The organism is Cellulomonas sp. NEAU-ZC6 (assembly GCF_056844425.1).
Map to the genome: position 1 here is coordinate 329,542 of NZ_JBXFYH010000002.1, position 24,877 is coordinate 354,418.

Below are 24,877 nucleotides of genomic sequence, written 5' to 3' on the forward strand. Positions count from 1 at the left end.
CTCACGCCGGCACGAACCACCCGCCGGGGGTCAGGTCGGTGGCGAACCGCGGGGCGTAGTGGTCGAAGAACACCCGCGCGACCAGCTCGCGGCGGCTGCTGACCCCGGCCTTGTCGAAGACCGCCTTGAGGTGGTCCTGCACCGTGTAGGGCGACAGGTGCAGCGTGCGGCTGATCTCCTGGGTGCTCGCGCCCTGCAGCACCCCGGCGACGACGTCCCGCTCCCGGCCGGTCAGGCCGAACGCCGCGACCACCAGCGGCACGATCTCGGGCGGTCCCGCCTCCTCCACGGTGACCACCACCTGCCGGCCGGCGCCGTCCCGCCCGGCGAGCGGGGCGGCGTGCACGACCAGCCACTGGCCCGACCGGGTGCGGACCCGCAGCCGGGGCACGGAGTCGAACCGGCCGTCGGCGAGCGCCCGGGCGGCGGCGGTGATCGCGGCGACCGGCGTGGGCAGCGCGCCCCAGCCGGAGCCGCCGAGCTCCGCGACCCGCGCCTCCGCGGCGGGGCTGAGCCGGCTGACCGTGTTGTCCGCGTCGACGACCAGCACCGCCGGCCCCGCGACCCGCGGCTCGGGCGGGGCGGCCGCGGCGGTGACCAGCCCGGCGCGCACGCCGACGGCGAGGGTCGTCGCGACGCGGCCCAGGAAGTCCGCCTCGGCGGGACCGAAGCCGCTGGTCGACCCGTTGCGGTAGAGCGCGATCGCCGCCCAGGTGTGCCCGTCGACGCGGCCGGACGCCCGCATCTCGTGGTCCAGCGACCAGTGCGGCACGAAGATGTCGCGGTGCCGGCTGCTGCGCCGCGGGTCGCCGCCGGTGTCGTCCGCGAGGATCCCGACGGGCTGCGTGCGCCGGGCGAGGGAGCGGAACAGGTTCACCTCGTCGGTGACGTACTCGTGCTGCAGGAACTCGGCGTCGAGCTCGTCGCCGAGGTTCTGCTTGACCGAGCCGGTGAGCAGGCCCGTCTCCGGGTCGACGGGTCCGATGCACGCGGCGTCGTGCGGGACGGCCGCCGCGAGCAGGTCGAACGCGGCCCGGACGAAGTCGCGCCAGTCCAGGCCGGAGCGTGCCAGGGCGTCGAGCCCGCGCTGCACGGGCTCGGTCCGGAGGGTCGCCATGCAGCGATCGTCCCGCCGCACCTCGCAGGCGTCACCCGGTTTGTCCGGATTTCGCCCGTCCGCCCGGCTGTCGCCCGGACCTGACCGATGGCTCGACGAGACCCCAGGTTCCTGGGATACCCGCGGCCGGGGCGGGCGAGGACGCTCGTCGGCATGACGACAGAGCTCCGTGCCCCGGCACCCCTGGGCGACCTCGACCTCGACGACCTCCGCCGCTCCGTCCGCGGCACCGTCCTCGCACCCGGCGACGCCGGCTGGGACGAGGCCCGGCTGCCGTGGAACCGGCTGGTCGACCAGCAGCCCACCGCGCTGGTGCTGGCGGCCGACGCGGCCGACGTCGTGGCCGTCGTGCGGTGGGCCGGCGCGCACGGCGTCCCGGTCAGCGCGCAGCCCCGCGGCCACGGCGCCAGCAGCGCGCTCGACGGCACCGTCGTGGTGCGCACCGCCGCGCTGGACGACGTCTGGGTCGACGCGGGCGCACGGGTCGCCCGGGTGGGCGCCGGCGTCACGTGGGGCGCGCTGCAGACCGCGCTGGACGGCACGGGCCTCACCGGGCTGATCGGGTCCAACGGCGACGTGACCGTGGTCGGGTACTGCCTGGGCGGCGGCCTGTCCTGGTTCAGCCGGGCGTACGGCACGGGCGCCGGCTCGGTGCGGGCCGTCGAGGTGGTCGACGCGGGCGGCGCGCACCGCTGGGTGCGCGGCGACCGCCCGGAGGACGCCGACCTGCTGTGGGCGCTGCGCGGCGGCGGCGGCGACTTCGCGCTCGTCACCGCCGTGGAGCTCGAGCTGCACCCGGCGCCGGAGGTCTACGGCGGGCTGCTCGCGTTCCCCGTCGACGCCGCCAGGCCGGTGCTGCGCGCGTTCCGCGAGGTGACGGAGCAGGCCCCCGAGGCGCTGTCGACCTGGGCGACGATCATGCACCTGCCCGACGTGCCGTTCATCCCCGAGGAGCTGCGCGGCGTCTCGCTCGCCGTGGTCATGGCCACCTACCTGGGCGACGCCGCCGAGGCCGAGCGCCTGCTGGCCCCGGTCCGCGCCGCGGGCCCGGTGCTGCGCGACACCTTCCGCCCGCTCGCGCCCGGGGAGGTCGGGCTGCTCGCCGAGGAGCCGGTCGACCCCGTGCCGGCCGTGCTCGCCGGGACGCGCCTGCACGCCTTCGACGACGCCGCGATCGACGCCCTGATCGCCGTGGCCGGCACCGCCGCCGCCACGCCGCTCATGCAGGTGCAGGTCCGGCACGTCGGCGGGGCGCTCGCGCGCGAGCGGGTACCGGGTGCGGCCGGTGCCGCACCCGAGCCGTACCTGCTGACCGGGCTGACCATGGTCCCGGTGCCCGAGCTCGTCCCCGTCGTGAACGCCGCGCTGGACCGGCTGTTCACGACGTTCGCGCCGTGGAGCACCGGGACCGCGCCGCTCACGTTCCTGGACCGCGACGAGTCGATCGAGCGGGCCTACGGGTCCGCGACGCTCGAGCGGCTGCGGGCCGTCAAGGCCGCCGTCGACCCCGGCGGGCTGATCCGCAGCAACCGGCCGGTCGCCGGCTGAACCGCCGGTGGGCCGGTCCCGCGCAGGGGGACGGACCGGCCCGCAGGCAGTCGCCCGGCAGCCGCCAGTCCGCCGCTCAGCGGCCGGCCGACCAGGCCCAGCGCACGAGGGGCAGCTGCAGCGGCAGGCGCGCGAGCGTGACGGCGGCGCGGGCGGTCCGGCGGCGGTCCGGGAGCGCGCCGCGCGCGCCGTGCACCGCGTCGACGGCCATCTGCACGTTCGCGGGGAACACCGCCACGAGCAGGGCGGCGCTCGCGGGACCGGCGACGCGGCGGGTGGCCGGCAGCGCCAGCCCCGCCGCGCACGCCAGCTCGGCGACCCCGGACACGAGGACGAGCTGCCGCGGGCGGGGGAGCGCGCGCGGCACGATCGGCTCGAACACCTGCGGCCGCACCAGGTGCACCACGCCGGAGACGGCGAACGCGGCGGCGACGGCGGCCGCCCCGCGACCGAGCGGGCGGGCGGCGCGGGGCTCGGTGGTGGTCACCCGGCCATCCTCGACGAGGGCACCCGGTCCCGCCCGCTCGCGCCCGCCCGGCCCGCCCGCTCGCGCCCGCCCGCTCGCGCCCGCCCGGCCCGCTCGCGCGGCGGTCAGCGGCCCGGCACCACCACGGCGCGTCCGCGGATCGTCCCGGCGTGCAGGCGCTCGTACGCCTCGGTCGCCCGGTCGAGGCCGAACTCCTCGACGTGGATGGTGATCGCGCCGCGCTTCGCGAGCTCGACGACCTCCATCAGCTCGGTGCGCGAGCCCCAGTTGATGGCCCGGCCGTTCACGTCGAGCGGCACCGTGGTCTGCCCGATGCGCACGGCGCCGGACGCGACGCCGACGACCACGACGTCGCCGCCCACGCGGACCATGCTGCCGGCCAGGTCGGCGGTCGGCTGGATGCCCACGAAGTCGAACACCACGTCCGCGCCGAGGCCCCGGGTCAGGCCCTTGACGGACTCGACGGCGTCGGGGTCCGACAGGAACGCGTGGTCGGCGCCGACCTCGCGGGCGAACGCCAGCTTGTCCTCGGCGACGTCCAGCACGACGACGGTGCTCTGCGTCAGCGCCTTGAGGATCTGGATCGCCACGTGCCCGAGCCCGCCCGAGCCGATGACCACGGCGGTGCTGCCCGGGACCAGGCGGGGGAGCGCGGACTTCACGGCGCGGTACGGGGTGAGGCCCGCGTCGGTGAGCGACACGTTCTGCACCGGGTCCAGGTCGCCGAGCGGCACGAGGTGCCGCGCGTCGTCGACGATCATGTACTCCGCCATGCCGCCGTCGCTGAAGATGCCGGGCGCGCGCATGCCCTGCTCGCAGTTCTGCTCCTCGCCCGACGCGCAGGCGTAGCAGCGGCCGCAGCCCCACGGGCCGTAGACCAGGACGCTCTCGCCGACCTCGACGCCGTGCACCCCGGCGCCGATCTCCTCGACGACGCCCGCGACCTCGTGGCCGAGGGTCAGCGGCACCGGCTTGAAGTAGTAGTCCTCCGCGGACGTGCCCATGATGAACTCGTCGGAGTGGCAGGCTCCGGCGGCGGTCACGCGCAGCAGCACCTCCGACGGACCGGGGGTCGGCCGGTCGACCTCGACCAGCTCGGGACGGGATCCGATCTCGCGGTACTGCAGGGCCTTCATGACGCGCCTCTTCCTCCGGGACGACGCCCGGGTACGTGGTAGATGCATCCACCATACGCTTGAAGTGTCAACTACCACCCGGTCGCCTTTCAGTCAGCCGACGGGCCGCAGCCGCTCCAGCAGCCGGATGCGCGCGGAACCGTCCCCGATCTCCCGCCGCGCCGCCGGGTGCTCGGCGTAGTGGGTGATCGCCCCGGCCAGCAGGTACGGGTGGACGTCCACCGCGGGCAGCGGGACCTCCAGGTACGCGCCGCGCGGGGCGGGCGCGAGGAGCACGCGTGGCCGGCGGCGCCACGAGGGCGCGGCCCCGGGCCGCGCCAGCACGCGCAGCGTCGTCCACGACCCGGCGTCCGCCAGCTCGACCCCGCGGACGTCGTCCCACGCCAGCTCGCCGTCGCCGTCCCAGCCGTGCACGACCACGCCGTCCACGGTCAGCGCGAGCCACGGCTCGCGGCGCAGGCGCAGCCAGGAGTCGGGCAGCAGCGGCAGCAGGACCACGGCGAGCCCGCCGGTGAACCAGGCCCCGGCCCCGCCGTCGCCCTGGGCGAGCTGGAGCACGGTCGCCGCCGCGAGCAGCACGACCAGCCCGGTCAGGGTGGCGGCGGGCACCGCGATCACGGTCGACGACCAGGGCAGCACCACCGCGGGCCGGCCACGCACCGGGTCGAGCGTGATGCGCGCGCCGTCCAGCGGGTTGCGGCGCAGGTACAGCCGGTGGAAGCCCACGGACCCGGCGGCGACCCAGAAGACCCCGACCAGGGCGACGAGCAGCGAGGTCGCGGTCGACCAGGTCCCCGGCTGCGTGAGCACCGCGAGCGCCACGACGGTCAGGGCGCCGCCGAGCACGGCGTTGCCGACGGCGACGAGCCAGAGGAAGCCGCGGCCCATGCCGCCACGGACGGGACGGTCCAGGACCTCTGCCGCGAGCGGTCGCTGCACGGGGCCTCCTCGGGTGCCGTCGGTGACCGGCAACCTACCCGAGCGCGGGCGGCCGACGGCGACCACACTGAGGTGGTGACCGCTCGCCACCTCGTCGTGCACGGATCCGTCCAGGGCGTCGGGTACCGCGCCTCGCTCGCCGCCGAGGCGCGGCGGCTCGGCGTGACGGGCTGGGTGCGGAACCGGGCCGACGGCACGGTCGAGGCGCTCGCCGCGGGGTCCCCGGACGCCGTCGAGGAGCTGACCCGGTGGGCGCGCCGCGGCCCCCGGCTCGCCGACGTGACCGGGGTCGACGTGTCGGACGCCGAGCCGGACGGGTCGGACGGCTTCGACGTCGTGGGCTGACGCCCCCCTGGTCGTGTGTCGGAGGTCACGTCTACGGTCGGACCATGAACGTCGTCCTCATCCCCGGGTTCTGGCTCGACGCGTCCTCCTGGGCGCCGGTCTCCGAGGCCCTCGCGGCCGCCGGACACACCCCGCACCCCGTGACGCCCCTGGGCGCCGGCGGCGCGGCGGACGAGGTCGCCGGCATCACGCTGGCCGACCAGGCGGCCGCGGTCGTCCAGCTGATCGACGGCATGGACGGCCCGTTCGTGGTCGTCGGGCACTCCGGCGGCGGCGCGGTCGCGCACGCCGTGGCGGACGCCCGCCCGGACCGGGTCGAGCAGGTGGTGTACGTGGACAGCGGCCCGCTGGCCGACGGCGGCGTGGTCAACGACGAGCTGCCGGTGGTCGACGGCGTCGTGCCGCTGCCGGACTGGGGCGTCTTCGAGGAGGAGGAGCTCGAGGGCCTCACCGACGAGATCCGCGCCGGCTTCCGCGCGCGCGCCGTGTCGGTGCCGCCCCTGGTGGCGAACGGCCCGCAGCGGCTGCACGACGACCGCCGCTACCAGGTGCCGGTCACCGTGATCACCTCGACGATGCCCGAGCACGTGCTGCGCGACCTGATGGCGAAGGACCACCCGTACGTGCGCGAGCTGGCCCGGGTGCGGGACGTGACGATCATCGAGCTGCCCACCGGGCACTGGCCGCAGCTGAGCCGGCCGGACGACCTGGCGGCGGCGGTCGTCCGGGCCGTCGAGGGCGAGGTCGAGGCCGAGGAGGCCATGGCCGTCCCGACCTGAGCCGGCGCCGCGCCAGCGCCCGTGGGTGACACGTCAGGTGCGTCTCGCCTAGCATCGGCCGCGCGGGGGAGACGCACACCCCCGGGGAACGGCATCGTGATCAGGATCGGCATCGTCGAGGACGACGCAGCGAGCGCTGCGCTCCTGCTCGACCACCTGCGCCGGTACGAGCGCGAGCACGGCGAGGCCTTCGCGATCACGCACTTCCCGGACGGCGCGGACGTCGTCTCCGGGTACCGGCCCGTGTTCGACATCCTGCTGCTCGACGTCGAGATGCCGCACCTGGACGGGTTCAGCGCCGCGGAGCGGATCCGGCAGGTCGACCGGGACGTCGTCATCGTGTTCATCACCAACATGACGCAGCACGCGATCCGCGGCTACGAGGTCGACGCGCTGAGCTACGTGCTCAAGCCGGTGCCGTACTTCGCGTTCTCGCAGGAGATCAAGCGCTCGGTCGCGCGGCTGCGGCGGCGGTCCGCGGACTACCTGCTGCTCACCGTCGACGGCGGTCTGGTCCGGGTGGCGACGGACGACATCGTGTTCCTGGAGAGCGCCAAGCACCGCACGACGGTGCACACGGTGGACGGCCGGTACTCGGTGGTCGGCCCGCTCAAGGGGCTGGAGGCGGAGCTCGAGGGCAAGAGCTTCTTCCGCAGCAACAGCGGCTACGTGGTCAACCTCCGGCACGTCCTGGGGGTGCAGGGCAGCAGCGCGCTCATGGTCGGCGGGCACGACCTGCTGATCAGCCGGCCGCGGAAGAAGGCGTTCCTCGCGGCCCTGACGGACTACCTCGGGGCGCGGTCGGCGTGATCGTCGAGACGCTGCCCGACATCCCGCGGGTGCTCACCGGGGTCGCGGAGTGGGCGGCGTGCCTGGTCTACGTCCTGCTGCGCCGCCAGCGGCTGCCGCTGGGGCGGCTGGTGCTGGTCGCGGCCGCGGCGCTGCTCGTGCTGGTCGGCGTGCAGGAGCTGGCCGACCGGCTGCCGCTGTCGCTGTGGTCGCTGGGCATGGCCGCGGCGGTGGCCTGCATGTACGGCTTCATCGTGTCGGCGGCCCGGGTGTCGGCACGGGACGCGGGCTACTTCGCGGCGCGGGCGCTGGTGCTGGCCGAGCTCGTGGCGGCGGCGCACTGGCAGATCCACTGCTTCTTCTTCCTCGCGGACGGCCGTCCCGGGACGGGCGTCCAGGTGGCGTTCGGGGTCGCGGCCTACGCGGTGGCGTTCGTCGGGGCGTACCTGATCGAGGCGCGGCACTTCCGGCCCGTCCAGCCCCTCGACGTCACCTACGGCGAGCTGGCCTCGGCGTTCGCGATCGCGCTGGTCACGTTCTTCATGAGCAACATCAGCTTCCTCAACGCGAACACCCCGTTCAGCGGCCGGCTGGGGCTGGAGATCTTCTACATCCGCACGCTCGTGGACCTCTGCGGGTTCGTCGCGCTGTACGCGCAGCAGGGGCAGAGGCTGCAGCACCGGGCGCGCGCCGAGGTGAAGGCGATCGACGAGATGCTGCGCCGGCAGCACGGCCAGTACCTGCAGTCCAAGCGCAGCATCGAGATCGTCAACCGCAAGTACCACGACCTCAAGCACCAGATCGCGGTCATCCGGGCCGAGGGCGACCCGGCGCTGCGCGCGGACTACCTGGACAGCCTGGAGGCCAGCGTGTCCGGCTACGCCGCGCAGGCCGACACCGGGAACGGGGTGCTGGACGTCATCCTCACCACCAAGAGCCTGGAGTGCGCGGAGCGGGGCATCGACCTGACCTACGTGGCCGACGGCGCGGCGCTGGACTTCATGTCGGCGATGGACGTCTCGGCCGTGTTCGGCAACGCGCTGGACAACGCCATCGACGGCGTCCTGGCCGTGCCGGAGCCGGAGAAGCGGCTGATCAAGGTCGCGCTGTTCGCCCGGGACCGGTTCGTCATGATGACGTTCGAGAACTACTTCTCCGGCGAGCTCCGCACCGAGGACGGCGACATCGTCACCCGCCGGGCCGACCGCGACCGGCACGGCTACGGGCTCAAGTCGATCCGGTACACGGCGGAGAAGTACGGCGGCTCGATGACCGTCAACACCGAGGACGGCTGGTTCGTGCTGCGGATCCTCGTGCCGATGCCGCACGACCGCGCCGCGGTGCCGGTGCGGACCTGAGGACGCCGCGGTCAGGCCGTCGCGACCCGCGCCGCCAGGGCCGGCGCCGACCGCTCGAGCACCGCTCCGCTGGCCCACAGCGACTGCGCGGACGCGATCGCCATGTGCATGTCGAGGTACAGGTAGGACCCGAGCCGGCCACCGAAGTGCACGTCCGGCTCGTCGTCCGCGAGGTCGCGGTAGGCCCGCAGGCGCGCGCGGTCCTGCGGCGTGGCGACGGGGTAGTACGGCTCGTCGCCGGGCAGGGCGAACCGGGACCGCTCCCGCATGACGACGGTGCTGTCCTGCGCGTGCCGGTGCTCGCGCTCCGGGTGGTAGTGCCGGAACTCGTGGACGCGGGTGTACGGGGTGTCGAGGTCGGCGTAGTTCATGACGCTCGTGCCCTGGAAGTCCCGCACCGGCAGGGTCTCGGTCTCCAGGTCCAGGGTGCGCCAGCCGAGCTCGCCGGCGTGCTGGCCGAAGTACCGGTCCACCGGGCCGGTGTAGACGATCGGCACCTGCCCGCGCGCGCCGTCCCTGCTGAGCGGCTGGCCGGCGTCGAAGAAGTCCGTCCCGAGGTGCACGTCGATGCGCGGGTGCGCGGCCATCGCCTCGAACCACGGCCCGTAGCCGTGGGCGGGCAGGCCCTCGTACGTGTCGGAGAAGTACCGGTTGTCGTAGGTGTAGCGCACGGGGAGCCGGGTGATCACGGAGGCCGGCAGCGACCGCGGGTCGGTCTGCCACTGCTTGGCGGTGTAGTCCCGGATGAACGCCTCGTACAGCGGGCGGCCGATCAGCGAGATCGCCTTGTCCTCGAGGTTCGTCGCGGTGGCGCCGTCCACCTCGGCGGCCTGCTCCGCCACCAGCGCCCGCGCGGCGTCCGGCCCCATCGCGGCGCCGAAGAACTGGTTGAGCGTGCCCAGGTTGATCGGCAGCGGGAACACCGTGCCGCGGTGCGTGGAGTACACCCGGTGCCGGTAGTCCGTGAAGGCTGTGAACCGGCGGGCGTACTGCCAGACCCGCTCGTTGGACGTGTGGAAGATGTGCGACCCGTACCGGTGCACCTCGATGCCCGTGGCCTCGTCGACGCTGCTCCACGCGTTGCCGCCCAGGTGGTCGCGCCGGTCGATCACGGTCACGCGCAGCCCGGACTCCGCGGCGCGCTCGGCGATCGTCAGGCCGAACAGGCCGGCTCCGACGACGAGCAGGTCCATGCGGAGCGCCTTCCGGGGCGGGGGAGCGGCTCGGGATGCCGCCTGGGCGCTGCGAGTGTAGGGCGCCCGCGAGGCTGCGTGGTGAACGTGCGACGACGGCGACAGTTCGTGCGCCGGAACCGACAGATCGTGCGCCGGGAACCGGTGCTGCACCGCCCGGACGGTTGTCTGGGCTCGCCTCCGGGCACCCCCACGACTCGAAGGAGAGACTCCTCGTGAGCAGCAGAGCGGCGAAGAGGCCGATGTCCAACAAGAAGTTCCTGTCCATCTGGGTCCCGGTGCTGGGACTCGTGCTCGTCGTCGCCGTCGTCGCGAACATCCTGCTGGGCGTCTACTCCAACTGGGTGGCCTCGCAGCTGGGCACCGGCACCTACACAGTCACCAACGCCGACGAGGCCGCGGACTGGGACACCACGTACAACCAGGCGGACTTCGACTCCGCGGACGACGCCGCGGCCGCCGCCGACGCGCTGGTCCAGGAGATCGCCGCCGAGGGCATCGTCCTGCTGAAGAACGAGGGCGGGGCCCTCCCGCTCGCCGGCGACGCTCCGCAGGTCACCCTGCTCGGCCGCACCGCCGCGGACCCGGTCTACGGCGGCTCGGGCTCCGGCTCGACCGACACCAGCACCGCGGTGAGCTTCCGCGACGGCCTGGAGGCCGCGGGCATCGGCGTCAACGGCACCGTCTACGACGAGCTGGAGACCTTCGCGGCCGACGCCCCCAAGACGAACATCGTCATGGACCTGCCCGCCGACTCCGTCTACACCATCGGTGAGATGCCGGTCGCGGACTACTCGGACGAGGCGCGCGCGAGCTTCGCGGACTACTCCGACGCCGCGGTGGTCGTCATCGGCCGCGCCGGCGGCGAGGGCGGCGACCTGGCCACCTCGATGGAGGGCTGGGACGAGAACTACACCGAGGGCCAGCACCAGCTGGAGCTGAACCAGGACGAGAAGGACCTCATCGCGCTGGCCGGCGAGAGCTTCGAGACCGTCGTGGTCGTCGTGAACGCCTCCACCAGCATGGAGCTCGGCCCGGTCGCCGACGACGCCGGCGTGGACGCCGTGCTGCAGATCGGCTCGCCCGGCCAGAGCGGGCTCAGCGCGCTCGGCAAGGTGCTGACCGGCGAGGTCAACCCGTCCGGCCGCACGGTCGACATCTACGCCGCGGACTTCACCGCGGACCCGACGTTCCAGAACTTCGGCAGCTACGCCTACGACAACATCTCCGGCCTCGGCACGGACGAGGCCAAGGGCGTCGACGGCGGCGCGTACTTCGTCCAGTACGAGGAGGGCATCTACGTCGGCTACCGGTACTACGAGACCGCGGCCACCGAGGGCTTCCTGGACTACGACGAGGCCGTCGTCTACCCGTTCGGGTACGGCCTGAGCTACACGACGTTCAGCCAGGAGGTCACCGGGCAGCGGCTCGGCGAGGTCGACGGCGAGATCGCGGTCGACGTCGAGGTGACCAACACCGGTGACGTCGCGGGCAAGCAGGTCGTGCAGCTGTACTACTCGGCCCCGTACACGCCGGGCGGCATCGAGAAGTCGTCGGTGGTGCTCGGCGCCTTCGACAAGACCGACGTGCTCGAGCCGGGCGCCTCGGAGACCGTCACCCTGACCGTCGCGGTCGAGGACATGGCGTCCTACGACTACCGGGACGCGCAGGCCTACGTGCTCGACGCCGGCGACTACACGCTGACCGTGCAGGACGACTCGCACACCGTCACCGCGGGCACCGCGCCGATCACCTACACCGTCGACGAGACCGTGACCTACTCCGGCGAGGACCACCGCGCGTCCGACCAGGTCGAGGTCACCAACCAGTTCGACGACGTGAACGCGGCGTTCGTCGACACCGCCGAGGAGGGCAAGATCCTCAACCTGTCCCGCGCGGACTTCGCCGGGACCTTCCCGACGGCGCCCACCGCGGCCGACACCACGGCGACCGACGAGGTCGTGGCGGCGTTCCAGGAGTACGACGCCGCGGCCGTCAACGGGGCGTCCGACGCCGAGATGCCGACGCAGGGCGCCGAGGGCGACCTGGGCCTGATCGACATGCGCGGCCTGGACTACGACGACCCGTCGTGGGACGCGCTGCTCGACCAGATCCCGGTCGAGGAGATGACCTCGGTCATCCTCAACGGCGCCTACAACACCGGGGCGATCAACTCGGTCGTCAAGGAGGTCACGAACGACTACGACGGCCCGGCCGGCTTCAGCTCGTTCATCAACGACGCGATCTCGGGCGTGGCCTACCCGTCCGAGGTGCTGCTGGGCCAGACCTGGAACGTCGACCTGGCCGAGGCCATGGGCGTGTCCATCGGCAACGAGGCGCTGACCCTCGACGCCAACGGCTGGTACGCGCCGGCGGTCAACCTGCACCGCTCCCCGTTCGCGGGCCGCAACTTCGAGTACTACTCGGAGGACCCGGTGCTGTCCGGCGAGCTCGCGACCTCGGTCGTCGAGGGTGCGGCCACCAAGGGCGTCTACACCGCGATGAAGCACTTCGCGATGAACGACCAGGAGACCAACCGCGTCAACCACGGCGTCGCGACCTGGGCCAACGAGCAGGCGATCCGCGAGATCTACCTCAAGGCGTTCGAGCTGCCGTTCAAGAACGCCACCGTCGAGATGGAGTACATCGCCGACGACCAGGGCACGGTCGAGACGCGGGAGATGCGCGCCGCCACGGCCGTCATGAGCTCGTTCAACCGGATCGGGTCCACCTGGGCCGGCGGCTCCGTCGCGCTGATGGACACGGTCCTGCGCGACGAGTGGGGCTTCCGCGGCTTCGCGATCACGGACTTCAACCTGTACGAGTACATGTACCCGGACCAGGCGATCCGCGCGGGCTCGGACCTGATGCTGACGTTCCAGCCGATGAAGGTGCTGCAGGACACGACCTCCGCGGAGGCCGTGACCAACATCCGCACGGCGACGCACAACATCCTGTACACGGTCGCGAACTCCAACGCGATGAACGGCATCGCGTCCGGCGCCACGCTCGACTACACGCCGCCGACCTGGCGCTACGTGCAGATCGCGGTCGACGTGGTGCTCGGGATCCTGCTGGTGCTCGGCGTCGTCTGGGTGGTGCGGCGCGTGCGCCGGCGCCGCGACGCGGACGCCGCCGTGGCCGCCACGGGCACGGACGCCGCGGGCACCGCCGCCGCCGAGGGCGACCGCACCCCGGTCGCCGACGAGGACTCCGCGGGCACCCCCGCCCGCTGAGCCTCCTGCCGGACCCCCGGCCGGCTCGCCCGCGCGAGCCGGCCGGGGCCCGCACCCCGTACCGCCCCGCACCCGCGCACCGATGAGGACGCCGCCCGCGATGACCGAGAACCTGTCCCTGCTGGAGAAGGCCGCCCTGCTGACCGGGAAGTCGGTCTGGGAGACCCACGACCTGCCCCGGCACGGGGTGCGGTCGCTGTGGCTGGCCGACGGCCCGCACGGCGTGCGCAAGCAGACCGGCGCGGCGGACCACCTCGGCATCGCCGAGTCCCAGCCCGCGACCTGCTTCCCCACGGCCGCCGCGGTGGCGAGCACCTGGGACCCCGAGCTGGCCGAGCAGGTCGGGCGCGCGCTCGGCGCCGAGGCCGCGGCCCAGGACGTCGACGTGCTGCTCGGCCCGGGCCTGAACATCAAGCGCTCGCCGCTGGGCGGGCGGAACTTCGAGTACTTCTCCGAGGACCCACTGCTCGCGGGGCGGATGGCCGCGGCCTACGTGCGCGGCATCCAGTCCCAGGGCGTCGCGGCCAGCCCGAAGCACTACGCGGCGAACTCCCAGGAGCTGCGCCGGATGGCGTCGGACTCCGTGGTCGACGAGCGCACGCTGCGCGAGATCTACCTGACCGCGTTCGGCATCGTGGTCGAGACGGCACGGCCGCGCACGATCATGTCGGCCTACAACCGGGTCAACGGCACCTACGCCCACGAGGACCCGTTCCTGCTCGGCACGGTGCTGCGCGAGGAGTGGGGCTTCGACGGCGTGGTCGTCTCCGACTGGGGCGGCTCCAACGACATCGTGGCCGCGGCCGCGGCAGGCGGCACGCTCGAGATGCCTGCGGCCGGCCTGGACTCCGCGCGTCAGCTGGTGGCCGCGGTGCAGCAGGGCCGGCTGGCCGAGGCGGACCTGGACGCCCGCGCCGCCGAGGTGCTGCGACTGGTCGCCGAGGCGCGCGAGCCCGGGACCGCGCCGGCCGTGGACGTCGACGCCCACCACGCCCTGGCCCGCCGGGTGGCGTCCCGGTCGGCGGTGCTGCTGAAGAACGACGAGGCGATCCTGCCGCTGCCGCGCGGGACCCGGGTCGCCGTCATCGGCGACTTCGCCCGCACCCCGCGCTACCAGGGCGCCGGGTCGTCCGCCGTGAACCCGACCCGGCTGGACTCGGTGCTGGACGTCATCGGGGACAGCGGGCTGACGATGACGACGTTCGCGCCCGGGTTCCGTCGCAACGGCACCCCCGACGCCGCCCTGCGTGCCGAGGCGGTCGAGGCCGCCCGGGAGGCCGACGTCGTGCTGCTGTTCCTCGGCCTGGACGAGATCGCCGAGTCCGAGGGCCTGGACCGCTCCACGCTGGCGCTGCACGCCGCGCAGACCGAGCTGCTCGCGGCGGTCGCCGCCGTGAACCCGGACGTCGTGGTCGTGCTGAGCGCCGGCGGCGTGGTGGAGATGCCCTGGCTCGGCCGCGCGCGGGCCGTCGTGCACGGCTACCTGTCCGGGCAGGCCGGGGCCGGAGCGCTGCTCGACGTGCTCACCGGCGCGGTGAACCCGTCGGGCCGGCTCGCCGAGACCGTGCCGGTGCGGCTGTCCGACACCCCGACGGCCGACACGTTCCCCGGGCAGCAGCGCACGGCCGAGTACCGCGAGGGCCTGTTCGTCGGCTACCGCTACTACACGACCGCCGGCGTGCCCGTGACGTTCCCGTTCGGGTTCGGGCTGTCGTACACCACGTTCGCCTACTCCGGCCTGGTGGCGACCACCGACGCCGCCACCGTGACCGTCACCAACACCGGCGCGGTCGCCGGCGCCGACGTGGTGCAGGTCTACGTGCGCCGGGAGTCGCCGGGCGTGCACCGCCCCGACCGCACGCTCGCCGGCTTCGCCCGGGTCGAGCTGGCCCCGGGGGAGTCGGCGACCGTCACGGTCCCGCTCGGCGACGCCGCGTTCCGGCACTGGGACGTCCGCACCGGCGCGTGGCAGGTCGAGCAGGGCGAGTTCGCCGTGCTCGCGGGCGCCCACGTCGACGACCTGCCGCTGTCCGCGACCGTGGCGGTCACGGGGACCGTCCCGCCCGTCACGGACGACCCCGCCCCCGCGCGGTACCGCACCGGCGACGTCCGGCACGTCCCGGACGGCGACTTCGCCGCGCTGCTCGGCCGGCCCGTGCCCGCCGCGACCTGGGACGGCCCGCTCGGCGTCAACGACGCCCTCGGCCGGATGCAGACCGCGCGCTCCCCGCTGGCCCGCCTGGCGTACCGGGTGCTCGCGCTGCTGCGGGACCGGGCGGACCGCCGGGGCGAGCCCGACCTGAACATCCTGTTCCTGCTCAACATGCCGTTCCGGGCCATCGGGAAGATGACCAACGGGATGGTCAGCGCCGAGATGGTCGACGGCATCGTCCGGATCGTGAACGGCCGGTTCCTCAGCGGCGCGGGCGCCACCGTGCGCGGGTTCGTCCGCAACGCCCGCGCGAACCGCGCCACCGCCCGCCGCCTGCGCGGCGACGCCTGACCCCGCACCACGGAAGAGAGACCCGCTCGCATGCTCACCCGTCTGAAGGCCGCCTGGGGCCGGTTCGCCACGGCGCGTCCCGGTGTGGCCCAGTTCGTCGTGTTCTTCGTCCTCAGCAACGGCATCACGGTGCTGCAGCTCGCGCTGATGCCGGCGATCAAGTGGCTGTTCGGCATGACGTCGCTGGTGGACACCGCGTTCCAGGTCTGGCCCGTCGGGTCCAACCCGGACGGCTCGCAGTACTTCGTGTTCGACTACGCCGCGGGCGCCCTGCCCGCGGGCGGCGGCGGGCTCGCGTACTTCCTCGCCGTGCAGATCACCCTGCTGATCGCCCAGGTGATCAACTTCTTCGCCCAGCGCAGCATCACGTTCAAGTCGAGCTCGTCGGTGGTGAAGGCGGCGTCCTGGTACGCGGTCGCCTACGTCCTCATCACGATCGCCGCCGCTGCGCTGCAGGGCCTGTACAAGGCGCCCGTCTACGATCTGCTCATCGACACCTGGGGCCTGGGCGGCACCGGCGAGACCCTGGCGGACTTCGTCACGATGATCATCAACGCCGCCATCTCGTTCTGGGTGTTCTTCCCGATCTTCAAGGTCATCTTCCGGCAGCAGCCGGAGGACGCCGCTCCGGCCGCCGCCGGGGAACCCGCGGAGGTGCGCCAGGCGTGAGCCCAGCAGACGGCCCGGTGCTGTCCGTCGTCGTCCCCGCCTACGACGCGGAGCCGTACCTCGCCCGCGCGCTGGACACCCTCGTCGGGCTCGGCCCCGACGTGGAGGTGCTCGTCGTGGACGACGGGTCGACGGACGGCACGGCCGCGCTGGCGCAGGGCTACGCCGACCGGTTCCCGGGCGAGGTCCGGGTGCTGAGCAAGCCGAACGGCGGGCACGGCTCGGCGATCAACACCGGGCTGGACCACGCCCGCGGGGCCTACCTCAAGGTCGTCGACGCGGACGACTGGCTCGACCGGGACGCGCTCGCGCTCGTCGTGGCGACGCTGCGGGGCTTCCTCGACGGCGGCCGCCGGGTCGACCTGCTGGTGTCGAACTTCGTCTACGAGAAGGTCGGCAAGCGCACCAAGACCGTCGTCCGGTACCGCGGAGCCCTGCCGTCGGGCCGGGTCGTGGGCTGGTCGGCCACCCGCCGGTTCGGCGCGCGGCAGTACCTGATGATGCACGCCCTGACCTACCGCACCGCGGTGCTGCGCGAGTCCGGGCTGCGCCTGCCCGAGCACACGTTCTACGTCGACAACCTCTACGCCCTGGTGCCGCTCGCGCACGTCCGCACCCTCTACTACCTGGACGTGGACCTGTACCGGTACTTCATCGGGCGCGAGGACCAGTCGGTGGCCGAGGCCGTGCACCTGCGCCGGATCGACCAGCAGCTGCGGGTCAACCGGCTGATGCTGGACCACGTGTCGCGGGTCCGGGTCACCGACCGGCGGCTGCAGGCCTACCGGCTGCACGACGTCGCGACCATCTGCGCGGTGTCCTCGGTCCTGCTGCTGCGCGCCGGCACCCCGGAGGCGCTGGCGGAGAAGGACCGGCTGTGGTCCGGGCTGCGCGCGCAGGACCCGTACCTGTACCGCAGGGTGCGCCGGTCGCTGCTCGGTCAGCTGGTGAACCTGCCGGGCCCCGCGGGGCGCCGGCTGTCCGTGCTGGCGTACCGGGTGGCGCAGCGGACCATCGGCTTCAGCTGACCCCGCGCGCCCGGCTCGCGCGCAGCAGCGCCAGCACGTCGGCGTCCGCCGGCGGCTCGAAGTCCGCGTACTCCAGCCCGACGGCGCGGAACGTCGCCGGCACCCGCAGGCACACCAGCTCGTCGGTCTCGCGCGCCAGCGCGGCGGCGGTGTCCGGCGGGCAGACGGGCAGCGCCACCACGACCCGCGCGGCACTGTGCCGGCGCAGGGCGGCCACGGCGGCGCGGACCGTCGACCCCGTCGCGGCGCCGTCGTCGACCACCACGACGACCCGGCCCTCGACCGGCAGCGGCGGCAGCTCGCGGCGGAGCGCCTGCTCCCGGCGGCGCAGCGCGGCCAGCTCGGTGACGCGCACCTCGGCCAGGTCGGCCTCGGGGACGCGCGCCGCCGCCAGCACCCGGCGGTTCAGCACCTCCTCGACGCCGCCGCCGATGCCCGCCAGGGCCCCCATCGCCAGCTCCGGCTGCTCCGGCACGCCCAGCTTGCGCACCACCAGCACGTCGAGCGGGACCCGCAGCGCCGCGGCCACCGGCGCCGCGACCGGGACCCCGCCCCGCGGCAGCGCCAGCACCAGCACGTCCGCCCGCCCCGCGTAGGACGCGAGCCGGCCCGCGAGCGCGGCACCCGCCTGCGCCCGGTCGGCGAACGGCTCCCGGCCTCGCATGGTGCTTCCGACGCTACTCGCGCCGCGCGGGGGCGGGGCGCTCGGTACGGTGACCCGATGCACCCTGCCCAGCCGCGATACGAGACCGCCGCCGACCGCCGTGCCCGCGAGGCCCTGGTCGCCGCGGGGTTCACCCCCGAGGAGGCGGCCCAGGCGCTCCTGGACGAGCAGGCGGCCCGGGGCGCCGGCCGGCCCGCGCCGGGGGCGTACCGCGCCGCGGTCCCCACCGGCACCCTGTCCTGGGGCCTCGGTCTGCTCGCCTACCTCCCCATCCCGTTGTTCAGCCTGGTGATCGCGGGGGTGGCGATGGCGTGCGCGTACCCGTCGCAGCGTCGGCGGTCGCCCGTCGCCGCGGAGAACGCGCGGCACGCGGCGAACTGGGGGCTGACGGTCGTCCTGGTCTGCGTCGTCATGATCGGCACGGTCGTGGCGCTCGCCCTCGCGCTCGGCCCGACGCCGGGCGACCGCGCGCTGATCCCGTTCGTCCTGATCTTCCCCCTGGGGGTGGCGCACCTCGTGATGGTGGTGCGCGGGATGGTGCGGGCGGGCCGGGGCCAGGTCCTCGCGACCCGGCTGGCGATCCCCTTCATCCGGGGCTGACCGCTCCGGGCGCTCAGCAGGCGCTGGTTCCGCGCGCCGGCACCACGCCCCCGGGACCCCGGGCGGCCGACCGCCCTGGGTCAGGGCAGGTCGGCGGGGGCGTCGAGCGTGGCCGTGGGGGCCGGCGTCGACGGGGCGGGCGCGGTGGGGGAGACGGAGATCGTGATCGTGACCTCGGCGCTGTCGCCGAACTGGGCCGACGTGAACCCGACCGCGGGCCCGAGCAGCGCGGCACCGAGCAGCAGCACGCCGAGCACGAGCCGGCCCCAGCGCCCGAGCACCGGGCCCGGGGCGGGCGCGGCGGGCCCGGTGCCGGCGGCGGCTGCGGCCGCCGCGTCAGCCGAGGAGGAGCGCATCGTCGTGCTGCTCGCGGACGGAGGCCCGGCGCTCGCCGGCGGCCCGGCGGGCCCGGCGGTCGTCGAGCAGGGACAGGACCTCGAGCGTCACCAGGGCGGCGAGCGGCGGGGCCAGCATGACGGCGCGCCCCTGGGCGGACCCGGCCCAGTCCAGCACCCAGCCCCAGCGCGGGTAGACGTGCAGGATGATGCCGCGCACCTGGGACAGCGGCGTGGCGTTCTTGTCGGGCTCGCTGTTGGCGTCGCCCTTGGTGAAGATGTACGGCCTGGTCAGCGGCTCGCCGGTGTCCGGGTCGACGGTCTGCACCATCTTCCCGCTGGCGGCGTCCTGCTGCATGACCGGCAGGTTGCGCAGCGCGATGATCCGGTGGGTGACGAGCTGGTCGGAGCCCGCGGGCCAGAACGTCGCCACCTGGCCGACCCGCAGCTGCGAGGGGTCGTCGATCCGGCGCATCACCACCGCGTCGCCGGCGTCGAACGACCCCTGCTCCGGGCCGGACATCGACCCGGAGGTGACGATCAGCAGCCGCTGGCCGTTGGCCTGGAACCACAGCGGCACCGCGAGCGACCCGGCGTAGGCAATCCCGCACACGACGATGACCGTCCACAGCGCCGTCCGCAGGACGCGGCGGCGGGTGGTGACGGCGGTGGCGTGCCGAGGTCGCTCCGGGTGGGGTGCCCGGCGCTCGACCGTCGGTGCCGGCCTCGTGCTCATCGGGGGTTCAGCGCCTCACGCGGCTCTCAGGAGGTGCGGTGCGGGTCGGTCGGGTCCTGCACCGCGTTGAACCGCAGCGACAGGTCGGCCTGGCTGTTCTGGTACTCGTTGCCGAGCTCGAGCGGCAGGGAGACGCGCACGCACAGCTCCTCGGACCCGGCGGCGATCAGCGGCCGCTGCTCCGTGACGATGTCGGTCGGCGTCCCGGCCAGGCCGGGGCCGGCGGTGCCGATCGGCGCGGCACCGGCGAGGCCCGCCTCGGTGCAGCTCGCGGCGGGGACGGCGAACAGGTCCAGGGACAGCGCCCCGGCCAGTGCGGCGTCGTCGGGGCTGGTCGCCTGGTACTGGACGCCGTAGACCAGCGCGAGCGAGCCGGCGTTGGTCACCGTGACGGGGCTGTAGACCTCGTCGCCGGGGGCCAGGTTGCCGGGCGGCAGCGTGAAGGCGGCGTCCTCGCCGGCCTCGACGTCCACGGAGCCGGTGATGATGCCGGACCGGCCGGTGTCGTCGTTGTCCGTGAAGATCGCGGAGGTGACGAGGGAGGTCATCCCGAGCCCGGCCATGCCGAGGATCGCCACGGTCGCGACCAGGCGGCGCTGGCGCGCCGGGTCCCGCTTCGGCGGGGGCGGGGTGATCATCTCGCGGAGCAGCTCGTCCATCGGGGGTTCGTCATCCTCACGGGTGAGCGGGAATCGGGCGTACAGGTGCCTATCGGTCAGATGGTCGCGCACCTTGAGGCGATCTGCCCGATTCCGGAGTGAATCACGTGACGGCGTGTCGCGACGCCCGGTCACGGGGCAGGTCCTCGGCCCGCAGCCGGTCCGCGGCGACCGCCGGCGAGTACAGGTAGCCCTGCGCCTGGTCGACGGTCAGCCGGCGCAGCGCCTCGGCGGTGGCGGCGTCCTCGACGCCCTCCGCGACGACCTGCAGCCCGAACGAGTGCGCCAGGTCGACCATCGCCTTGACGATCACCTCGGAGCCCTCGCGCCCGGTGCCGGCCATGTCCGCCACGAACAGCCGGTCGATCTTGAGCCCGTGCACGGGCAGGTCCCGCAGCTGGGAGATCGAGGTGTTGCCGATCCCGAAGTCGTCGATGGACACCCGCACGCCCGCGTCGCCGAGCCGCTGCAGCACCGGCACGACGCGCGACGGGTCGCTGACCAGGGCGGTCTCGGTGATCTCGACCTCGAGCAGCTCGGGCGGGACCGCGTGCTCCGCCAGGAGGTCCTCGATGACCTCGACCACCGCGTGCGTGGTGACGTCGTGCGCCGACAGGTTGACGGCGACGGGGACCGGGTCGCCCTCGGCGTTCCAGGCGGCCAGCTGGGCGACGCACTCCCGCAGGGCGTACCGGGTCAGGTCGTGGATCAGGCCGGACTGCTCGGCGAGCGGGATGAACAGGTCGGGCGGCAGCATCCCGCGGGTGGGGTGCCGCCAGCGCATCAGCGCCTCGAGGCCGACGGTGCGGCCGGTGCGCAGGTCGATCTTGGGCTGGTAGTGCAGCCGGAGCTCGTCGTCGACGCCGAGCGCGCGGTGCAGGTCGCCCAGCAGCACGAGGCGCGCGGGGGAGGAGTCGTCCTCCTCCGGCGAGTACACCGCGACGCCCAGCCGGTGCGTCTTGGCGGTGTACATGGCGACGTCGGCCATCCGCATCAGCGAGGACGCGTCGTCGGCGTGGTCCGGCAGGCAGGCGACGCCGATGGAGGTGTCCACGTGCAGCGCCAGGTCGCCCAGCATGAAGGGCGGCACGAACAGCGCCTTGACCCGGCGGGCGGCGGCGTCGGCGTCGGCGACGGACACCACGTCGGGGAGCAGGATGGCGAACTCGTCGCCGCCGAGCCGGGCCACGACGTCGTCCTCGCGCAGCGAGCCGCGCAGCCGCTGGGCCACCTGCTCCAGCAGCTCGTCGCCCCGGTCGTGCCCGAGGGAGTCGTTGATGTCCTTGAACCGGTCGATGTCCAGCAGCATCAGCCCGACGGTGCTGCCGTTCTCCCGGTGCCCGTCGATGGCCCGCTCCAGGCGGTCGGCGAGCATGCGGCGGTTCGGCAGCCCGGTCAGCGAGTCGAGCAGGGCCAGGCGCGCGTTCTCCAGCGCGGAGGTCTGCAGCCGCAGCGAGGCGTTGCGCACCGTGCGGAACAGCAGCAGCCACAGCAGGATCAGGCCGCCGGCCACCACGAGCGTGACGGTGCGGGTGGCCGAGGCCACCGCGTCGGTGGTGCCCTGGTAGTCCAGCATCACCTCGGCGGCGCCGACCACCACGCCGCCGTGCTGCACCGGCACGTACACGTCGAGCAGCGTGGTCTCGGTGCCGCCGGTACCGCCCAGCTCGGCCCCGCGCACCTCGGTGACCAGCTGCGCCACCGGCTCGCGCTGCCGGGTCGCGGCGTCGAGCCGGTCGCCGTCGGGGAACCCGGTGCTGTCCGCGAGGGAGTCGTAGAGCAGCGTGCCGTCGACCGTCCACAGCCGCAGGCGGCGCAGGTCGCGGAACCCGTCGACCTGGTCCGTCACGCGGGCGGCGTCCGGGCCGGCCAGCACGCCGACCGTGAAGGCCTCGTCCGGCACGCTCGCGGAGGCGTAGGACTCGATGCTGCGGGCGAGCGCCACCCCGTCGCGCCGGGCCTGGTCCTGCATCACGTTGGAGACGACGAGCACCAGCGTCACGCCCAGGGCGAGCATGGCGACGACGCTGACGACGGCGAAGTACCGGGTCAGCGGCCAGCGTCGGTGTGCGGTTGCCAGCTCGGGCCTCGAGTGCTCGCAGGGTGGGCCGCCGCGGTCCGGACGGCCTGCGCCGAGAGTAGGGGGGTGATGCCGGAAATGGCGAGAAGATCCTCGATGCGGCGTTTCGCCCTACTTTGTACTGCCTGGTCAGGAGACCGGGTGATTCGTCCCGCGACACGTCGCCGCACCCGTTCGGCTCACGTCCCGGCGCCGGACCGCGGGGTAGCCTCCACCCGCCCCCAGCCTGCACCTCCCCCGGATGGACTGCCATGCACGAGCTCGCGCTCTGCTCCGTCGAGCACGACGACGGGCGCACCGCCCTGAGCGGCTACGTCCGCACGTTCGAGGACGGCGTGCTCTGGGTGGGCACCGAGGGGATCGTCCGCGGCGTGGCGGAGGACGAGACCTACCTGCTGCGCGTGCTGGACGACGCGCGGGGGGAGTGCCTGTACCAGGGCGACGTCGCGCGCGTGTCCGCGGACACCGTCGCGTTCACCGGCGTCGAGCTGCTGTCCACGCTGCAGAAGCGCGCGGTCGCGCGGGTGTCGGTCACGGTCGAGTGCGAGGGCTTCGCGACGCTCGCGGCGCCCGAGGACGGCGAGGACGGCGCCCCGGCGGAGGCCGCCGCGGCCGGTGAGGTGCCCTTCACGTTCACCGTCCTCGACGTGTCGGCGCACGGGATGCGTATGATGAGTCAGACCGAGCTGCCTCCGGGGAGCTCGGTGAGGTTCGTCTTCCCCGAGCTGTCGGCTGCGTTCTGGCTGCAGGCGGTCGTCGTCCGCGCCCAGCCGTCACGGAGTGGGACGCACTACGGCTGCCAGTTCGTCGAGACCTCCCCGCGGGAGACGGACGAGCTCTTCTCCTACGTCCTGCGCACGCAGGGCGCCCAGCGCCGCCAGCAGAAGCTCGCCTGACTGAGCCGCCGGCGCCGGTCGCCGCCCGCGTGCGTGGACGTCAGGACCCCTGACCCAACGCCGGAAAGGCGCCTCAGCCATGCCCAGCTTCACCGACCTCGGTGTCCCCGCCGCCCTCGCGAAGTCCCTCGCCCAGCGCGGCATCACCGACCCGTTCCCCATCCAGGCCGCGACGCTGCCCGACACGCTCGCCGGCCGCGACGTGCTCGGCCGCGGCCGCACCGGCTCCGGCAAGACCGTCGCGTTCGCCCTGCCGGTCGTCGCCCGCCTGTCCGACTCCAAGGCCCAGCGGGCCAAGGCCCGGCCGCGCGCGCTGATCCTGGCGCCGACGCGCGAGCTCGCCACGCAGATCCACGCCACCGTCGAGCCGCTGGCGCAGGTCGCCGGCCTGTCCTCGACCACCGTGTTCGGCGGCGTCGCGCAGAGCCGGCAGGTCAGCGCGCTCAACGGCGGCATCGACGTCCTGGTCGCCTGCCCCGGCCGGCTCGAGGACCTGATCAAGCAGGGCCTGTGCTCGCTCGACGCGGTCGAGATCACCGTGCTCGACGAGGCCGACCACATGGCCGACCTCGGCTTCCTGCCGGTCGTCAAGCGCCTGCTCGACAAGACGCCGCGCGGCGGCCAGCGCCTGCTGTTCTCGGCCACCCTGGACAACGGCGTGGACACCCTGGTCAAGCGCTACCTCGAGAAGCCGACGACGCACTCGGTCGACCCCGAGGTCGCCCCGGTGTCGACGATGGTGCACCACGTGCTGGTCGTGTCGGACGCGGACGCCAAGAAGCAGGTCGTCACCGAGCTCGCCTCCGGCACCGGCCGCCGCGTGCTGTTCACCCGCACCAAGCACCAGGCCAAGAAGCTGGCCAAGCAGCTCACGCAGGACGGCATCCCCGCCGTCGACCTGCAGGGCAACCTCGGCCAGGGCGCGCGCGAGCGCAACCTCGCGGCGTTCACCTCGGGCGAGGTGAGGGTGCTGGTCGCCACCGACATCGCGGCCCGCGGCATCCACGTCGACGACATCGAGCTCGTCGTGCACGTCGACCCGCCGGCCGAGCACAAGGCGTACCTGCACCGCTCCGGCCGCACGGCCCGCGCGGGCTCCGGCGGCGACGTCGTCACCGTGCAGCTGCCCGAGCAGGCCGGCGACGTCCGCGACCTGACCCGCAAGGCCAAGATCACCGTGACGCCGCAGCGCGTCGCGCCCGGGTCCCCGGTCGTCGCCGCGCTGGTCGGCGAGGTCGCCGCGCACGTCACGCCGGCCGCGGCCCCGGCCGTGCAGAGCCCGTCGCGGCAGCGTCCCGCCGGCTCCGGCCGCGGTGCCGCGCCTGCCGGTGCGGGCCGGGCCGGTTCCGGCTCCGCCGGCGGCTCCCGTCGTCGCGGTGGTGCCGCGGGCGGCCGCGCCGGTGGCGAGCAGGGCTCGCGTCCCGCCGAGGGCGGCGGCCGCGGGCGGTCCGGCGGCGGTGGACGTGGCCGCGGCCAGGGCGTGCCCGCGCTGGGCGGCTCGATGGTGCGCTGGAGCTCGGGCGGCGACGCCCCGTCGGCCGGCGGCTCGGGCGGCGGCGCGCGCTCCGGCGGCGGCCAGGGCGGTGCTCGTTCCGGTGGCGCCGGCGCTGCCGGTGGCGCGGGTGGCGAGAGCCGCCGTCGGCACCGCGGCGGCCGCGGCCGCTCGGCCGGCGCGCGCACCGCGCAGTAGTCCCCGCGAGGCCGAGCACCGGCGTGGGGGGGGGGAAAACGCACAGACCGCCGGGGTGTGTTTGGGTGGGGGGGGGGTGGTGGGGGGCAG

22 protein-coding genes are annotated in these 24,877 nt (G+C 74.3%); 12 read left to right on the forward strand and 10 right to left on the reverse strand.

The window, feature by feature from the left end; genetic code table 11:
* Position 1: 1 nt before the first annotated feature.
* Complete coding sequence (locus tag AC1050_RS11705) at positions 2-1,117, reverse strand: helix-turn-helix transcriptional regulator (protein ID WP_482387581.1); 1,116 nt, start codon at positions 1,115-1,117, stop codon at positions 2-4.
* A gap of 153 nt (positions 1,118-1,270) precedes the next feature.
* Between AC1050_RS11705 and AC1050_RS11710 the strand changes: the two genes are divergently transcribed.
* Positions 1,271-2,665 carry an FAD-binding oxidoreductase gene (locus AC1050_RS11710; RefSeq protein WP_482387582.1) on the forward strand — a complete coding sequence of 465 codons (1,395 nt, stop codon included), beginning with the start codon at positions 1,271-1,273 and terminating at the stop codon, positions 2,663-2,665.
* A 76-nt stretch (positions 2,666-2,741) separates the two neighbouring features.
* Here the strand turns inward: AC1050_RS11710 and AC1050_RS11715 are convergent, their stop codons facing one another.
* The 3 genes from AC1050_RS11715 to AC1050_RS11725 all read right to left on the reverse strand — a co-directional run bounded on the left by AC1050_RS11715 (position 2,742) and on the right by AC1050_RS11725 (position 5,227).
* On the reverse strand, positions 2,742-3,152 hold the full coding sequence (locus AC1050_RS11715) for a DoxX family protein (protein WP_482387583.1): 411 nt from the start codon (positions 3,150-3,152) through the stop codon (positions 2,742-2,744).
* A 104-nt stretch (positions 3,153-3,256) separates the two neighbouring features.
* On the reverse strand, positions 3,257-4,288 hold the full coding sequence (locus tag AC1050_RS11720) for an NAD(P)-dependent alcohol dehydrogenase (RefSeq protein WP_482387584.1): 1,032 nt from the start codon (positions 4,286-4,288) through the stop codon (positions 3,257-3,259).
* A gap of 93 nt (positions 4,289-4,381) precedes the next feature.
* Complete coding sequence (locus tag AC1050_RS11725; protein ID WP_482387585.1) at positions 4,382-5,227, reverse strand: hypothetical protein; 846 nt, start codon at positions 5,225-5,227, stop codon at positions 4,382-4,384.
* Between the two features lie 75 nt (positions 5,228-5,302).
* Here AC1050_RS11725 and AC1050_RS11730 point away from each other — a divergent pair, with 75 nt between their 5' ends.
* From AC1050_RS11730 to AC1050_RS11745, 4 genes are all read left to right on the forward strand, one after another.
* A complete protein-coding gene (locus AC1050_RS11730; RefSeq protein WP_482387586.1) occupies positions 5,303-5,572 on the forward strand; it encodes an acylphosphatase in 270 nt (89 codons plus the stop codon).
* 44 nt (positions 5,573-5,616) lie between these two features.
* The gene (locus tag AC1050_RS11735; protein WP_482387587.1) at positions 5,617-6,351 is read left to right on the forward strand and encodes an alpha/beta fold hydrolase; all 735 of its coding nucleotides are present in this window, start codon (positions 5,617-5,619) and stop codon (positions 6,349-6,351) included.
* 96 nt (positions 6,352-6,447) lie between these two features.
* Entirely contained in the window at positions 6,448-7,161 is a 714-nt protein-coding gene (locus tag AC1050_RS11740; RefSeq protein ID WP_482387588.1) for a LytR/AlgR family response regulator transcription factor, read from the forward strand.
* Positions 7,158-8,498 (forward strand): ATP-binding protein, encoded by a 1,341-nt coding sequence (locus tag AC1050_RS11745; RefSeq protein WP_482387589.1) that lies wholly within the window; start codon positions 7,158-7,160, stop codon positions 8,496-8,498. The genes AC1050_RS11740 and AC1050_RS11745 overlap by 4 nt, the downstream gene beginning before the upstream one ends.
* 11 nt (positions 8,499-8,509) lie before the next feature.
* Here AC1050_RS11745 and glf read toward each other — a convergent pair whose 3' ends face one another.
* Positions 8,510-9,691: a UDP-galactopyranose mutase gene (glf, locus tag AC1050_RS11750; protein WP_482387590.1), complete on the reverse strand. Its 1,182-nt coding sequence runs from the start codon at positions 9,689-9,691 to the stop codon at positions 8,510-8,512.
* 215 nt (positions 9,692-9,906) lie between these two features.
* Here glf and AC1050_RS11755 point away from each other — a divergent pair, with 215 nt between their 5' ends.
* The 4 genes from AC1050_RS11755 (at position 9,907) to AC1050_RS11770 (ending at position 17,127) form a co-directional block, all read left to right on the forward strand.
* Complete coding sequence (locus AC1050_RS11755) at positions 9,907-12,927, forward strand: glycoside hydrolase family 3 protein (protein WP_482387591.1); 3,021 nt, start codon at positions 9,907-9,909, stop codon at positions 12,925-12,927.
* Positions 12,928-13,027: 100 nt separating this feature from the next.
* A complete protein-coding gene (locus AC1050_RS11760) occupies positions 13,028-15,430 on the forward strand; it encodes a glycoside hydrolase family 3 C-terminal domain-containing protein (RefSeq protein ID WP_482387592.1) in 2,403 nt (800 codons plus the stop codon).
* A 30-nt stretch (positions 15,431-15,460) separates the two neighbouring features.
* Positions 15,461-16,099, forward strand: coding sequence for a hypothetical protein (locus tag AC1050_RS11765; RefSeq protein WP_482387593.1), 639 nt, complete (start codon positions 15,461-15,463; stop codon positions 16,097-16,099).
* Positions 16,096-17,127 carry a glycosyltransferase family 2 protein gene (locus tag AC1050_RS11770; protein ID WP_482387594.1) on the forward strand — a complete coding sequence of 344 codons (1,032 nt, stop codon included), beginning with the start codon at positions 16,096-16,098 and terminating at the stop codon, positions 17,125-17,127. The genes AC1050_RS11765 and AC1050_RS11770 overlap by 4 nt, the downstream gene beginning before the upstream one ends.
* Here the strand turns inward: AC1050_RS11770 and AC1050_RS11775 are convergent.
* Positions 17,120-17,791: a phosphoribosyltransferase gene (locus AC1050_RS11775; RefSeq protein ID WP_482387595.1), complete on the reverse strand. Its 672-nt coding sequence runs from the start codon at positions 17,789-17,791 to the stop codon at positions 17,120-17,122. The two genes, AC1050_RS11770 and AC1050_RS11775, sit on opposite strands and share 8 nt — an antisense overlap.
* Positions 17,792-17,848: 57 nt before the next feature.
* Between AC1050_RS11775 and AC1050_RS11780 the strand changes: the two genes are divergently transcribed.
* Complete coding sequence (locus AC1050_RS11780) at positions 17,849-18,391, forward strand: DUF4870 domain-containing protein (protein WP_482387596.1); 543 nt, start codon at positions 17,849-17,851, stop codon at positions 18,389-18,391.
* Positions 18,392-18,471: 80 nt separating this feature from the next.
* Here AC1050_RS11780 and AC1050_RS11785 read toward each other — a convergent pair whose 3' ends face one another.
* The 4 genes from AC1050_RS11785 to AC1050_RS11800 form a co-directional block, all read right to left on the reverse strand.
* Complete coding sequence (locus tag AC1050_RS11785) at positions 18,472-18,747, reverse strand: hypothetical protein (protein WP_482387597.1); 276 nt, start codon at positions 18,745-18,747, stop codon at positions 18,472-18,474.
* Positions 18,728-19,462, reverse strand: a complete 735-nt coding sequence (locus AC1050_RS11790; RefSeq protein ID WP_482387598.1) for a S24/S26 family peptidase — start codon at positions 19,460-19,462, stop codon at positions 18,728-18,730. The genes AC1050_RS11785 and AC1050_RS11790 overlap by 20 nt, the downstream gene beginning before the upstream one ends.
* Before the next feature lie 26 nt (positions 19,463-19,488).
* Positions 19,489-20,121, reverse strand: coding sequence for a hypothetical protein (locus AC1050_RS11795; RefSeq protein ID WP_482387599.1), 633 nt, complete (start codon positions 20,119-20,121; stop codon positions 19,489-19,491).
* A 103-nt stretch (positions 20,122-20,224) separates the two neighbouring features.
* Positions 20,225-22,138 carry a putative bifunctional diguanylate cyclase/phosphodiesterase gene (locus AC1050_RS11800; RefSeq protein WP_482387600.1) on the reverse strand — a complete coding sequence of 638 codons (1,914 nt, stop codon included), beginning with the start codon at positions 22,136-22,138 and terminating at the stop codon, positions 20,225-20,227.
* Positions 22,139-22,452: 314 nt separating this feature from the next.
* Between AC1050_RS11800 and AC1050_RS11805 the strand changes: the two genes are divergently transcribed.
* Positions 22,453-23,097: a PilZ domain-containing protein gene (locus tag AC1050_RS11805; protein WP_482387601.1), complete on the forward strand. Its 645-nt coding sequence runs from the start codon at positions 22,453-22,455 to the stop codon at positions 23,095-23,097.
* 79 nt (positions 23,098-23,176) lie between these two features.
* Positions 23,177-24,787 (forward strand): DEAD/DEAH box helicase, encoded by a 1,611-nt coding sequence (locus tag AC1050_RS11810; RefSeq protein WP_482387602.1) that lies wholly within the window; start codon positions 23,177-23,179, stop codon positions 24,785-24,787.
* The last annotated feature ends 90 nt before the right edge of the window (positions 24,788-24,877 follow it).

What these genes read in the sequence shown, in the direction of transcription:
- AC1050_RS11705 (WP_482387581.1), bottom strand. Translation starts at nt 1,117, where the DNA reads ATGGCGACCCTCCGGACCGAGCCCGTGCAGCGCGGGCTCGACGCCCTG.
- AC1050_RS11710 (WP_482387582.1), top strand. Translation starts at nt 1,271, where the DNA reads ATGACGACAGAGCTCCGTGCCCCGGCACCCCTGGGCGACCTCGACCTC.
- AC1050_RS11720 (WP_482387584.1), bottom strand. Translation starts at nt 4,288, where the DNA reads ATGAAGGCCCTGCAGTACCGCGAGATCGGATCCCGTCCCGAGCTGGTC.
- AC1050_RS11735 (WP_482387587.1), top strand. Translation starts at nt 5,617, where the DNA reads ATGAACGTCGTCCTCATCCCCGGGTTCTGGCTCGACGCGTCCTCCTGG.
- glf (WP_482387590.1), bottom strand. Translation starts at nt 9,691, where the DNA reads ATGGACCTGCTCGTCGTCGGAGCCGGCCTGTTCGGCCTGACGATCGCC.
- AC1050_RS11760 (WP_482387592.1), top strand. Translation starts at nt 13,028, where the DNA reads ATGACCGAGAACCTGTCCCTGCTGGAGAAGGCCGCCCTGCTGACCGGG.
- AC1050_RS11765 (WP_482387593.1), top strand. Translation starts at nt 15,461, where the DNA reads ATGCTCACCCGTCTGAAGGCCGCCTGGGGCCGGTTCGCCACGGCGCGT.
- AC1050_RS11775 (WP_482387595.1), bottom strand. Translation starts at nt 17,791, where the DNA reads ATGCGAGGCCGGGAGCCGTTCGCCGACCGGGCGCAGGCGGGTGCCGCG.
- AC1050_RS11780 (WP_482387596.1), top strand. Translation starts at nt 17,849, where the DNA reads ATGCACCCTGCCCAGCCGCGATACGAGACCGCCGCCGACCGCCGTGCC.
- AC1050_RS11785 (WP_482387597.1), bottom strand. Translation starts at nt 18,747, where the DNA reads ATGCGCTCCTCCTCGGCTGACGCGGCGGCCGCAGCCGCCGCCGGCACC.
- AC1050_RS11790 (WP_482387598.1), bottom strand. Translation starts at nt 19,462, where the DNA reads ATGAGCACGAGGCCGGCACCGACGGTCGAGCGCCGGGCACCCCACCCG.
- AC1050_RS11795 (WP_482387599.1), bottom strand. Translation starts at nt 20,121, where the DNA reads ATGGACGAGCTGCTCCGCGAGATGATCACCCCGCCCCCGCCGAAGCGG.
- AC1050_RS11800 (WP_482387600.1), bottom strand. Translation starts at nt 22,138, where the DNA reads ATGCTCGCCCTGGGCGTGACGCTGGTGCTCGTCGTCTCCAACGTGATG.
- AC1050_RS11805 (WP_482387601.1), top strand. Translation starts at nt 22,453, where the DNA reads ATGCACGAGCTCGCGCTCTGCTCCGTCGAGCACGACGACGGGCGCACC.
- AC1050_RS11810 (WP_482387602.1), top strand. Translation starts at nt 23,177, where the DNA reads ATGCCCAGCTTCACCGACCTCGGTGTCCCCGCCGCCCTCGCGAAGTCC.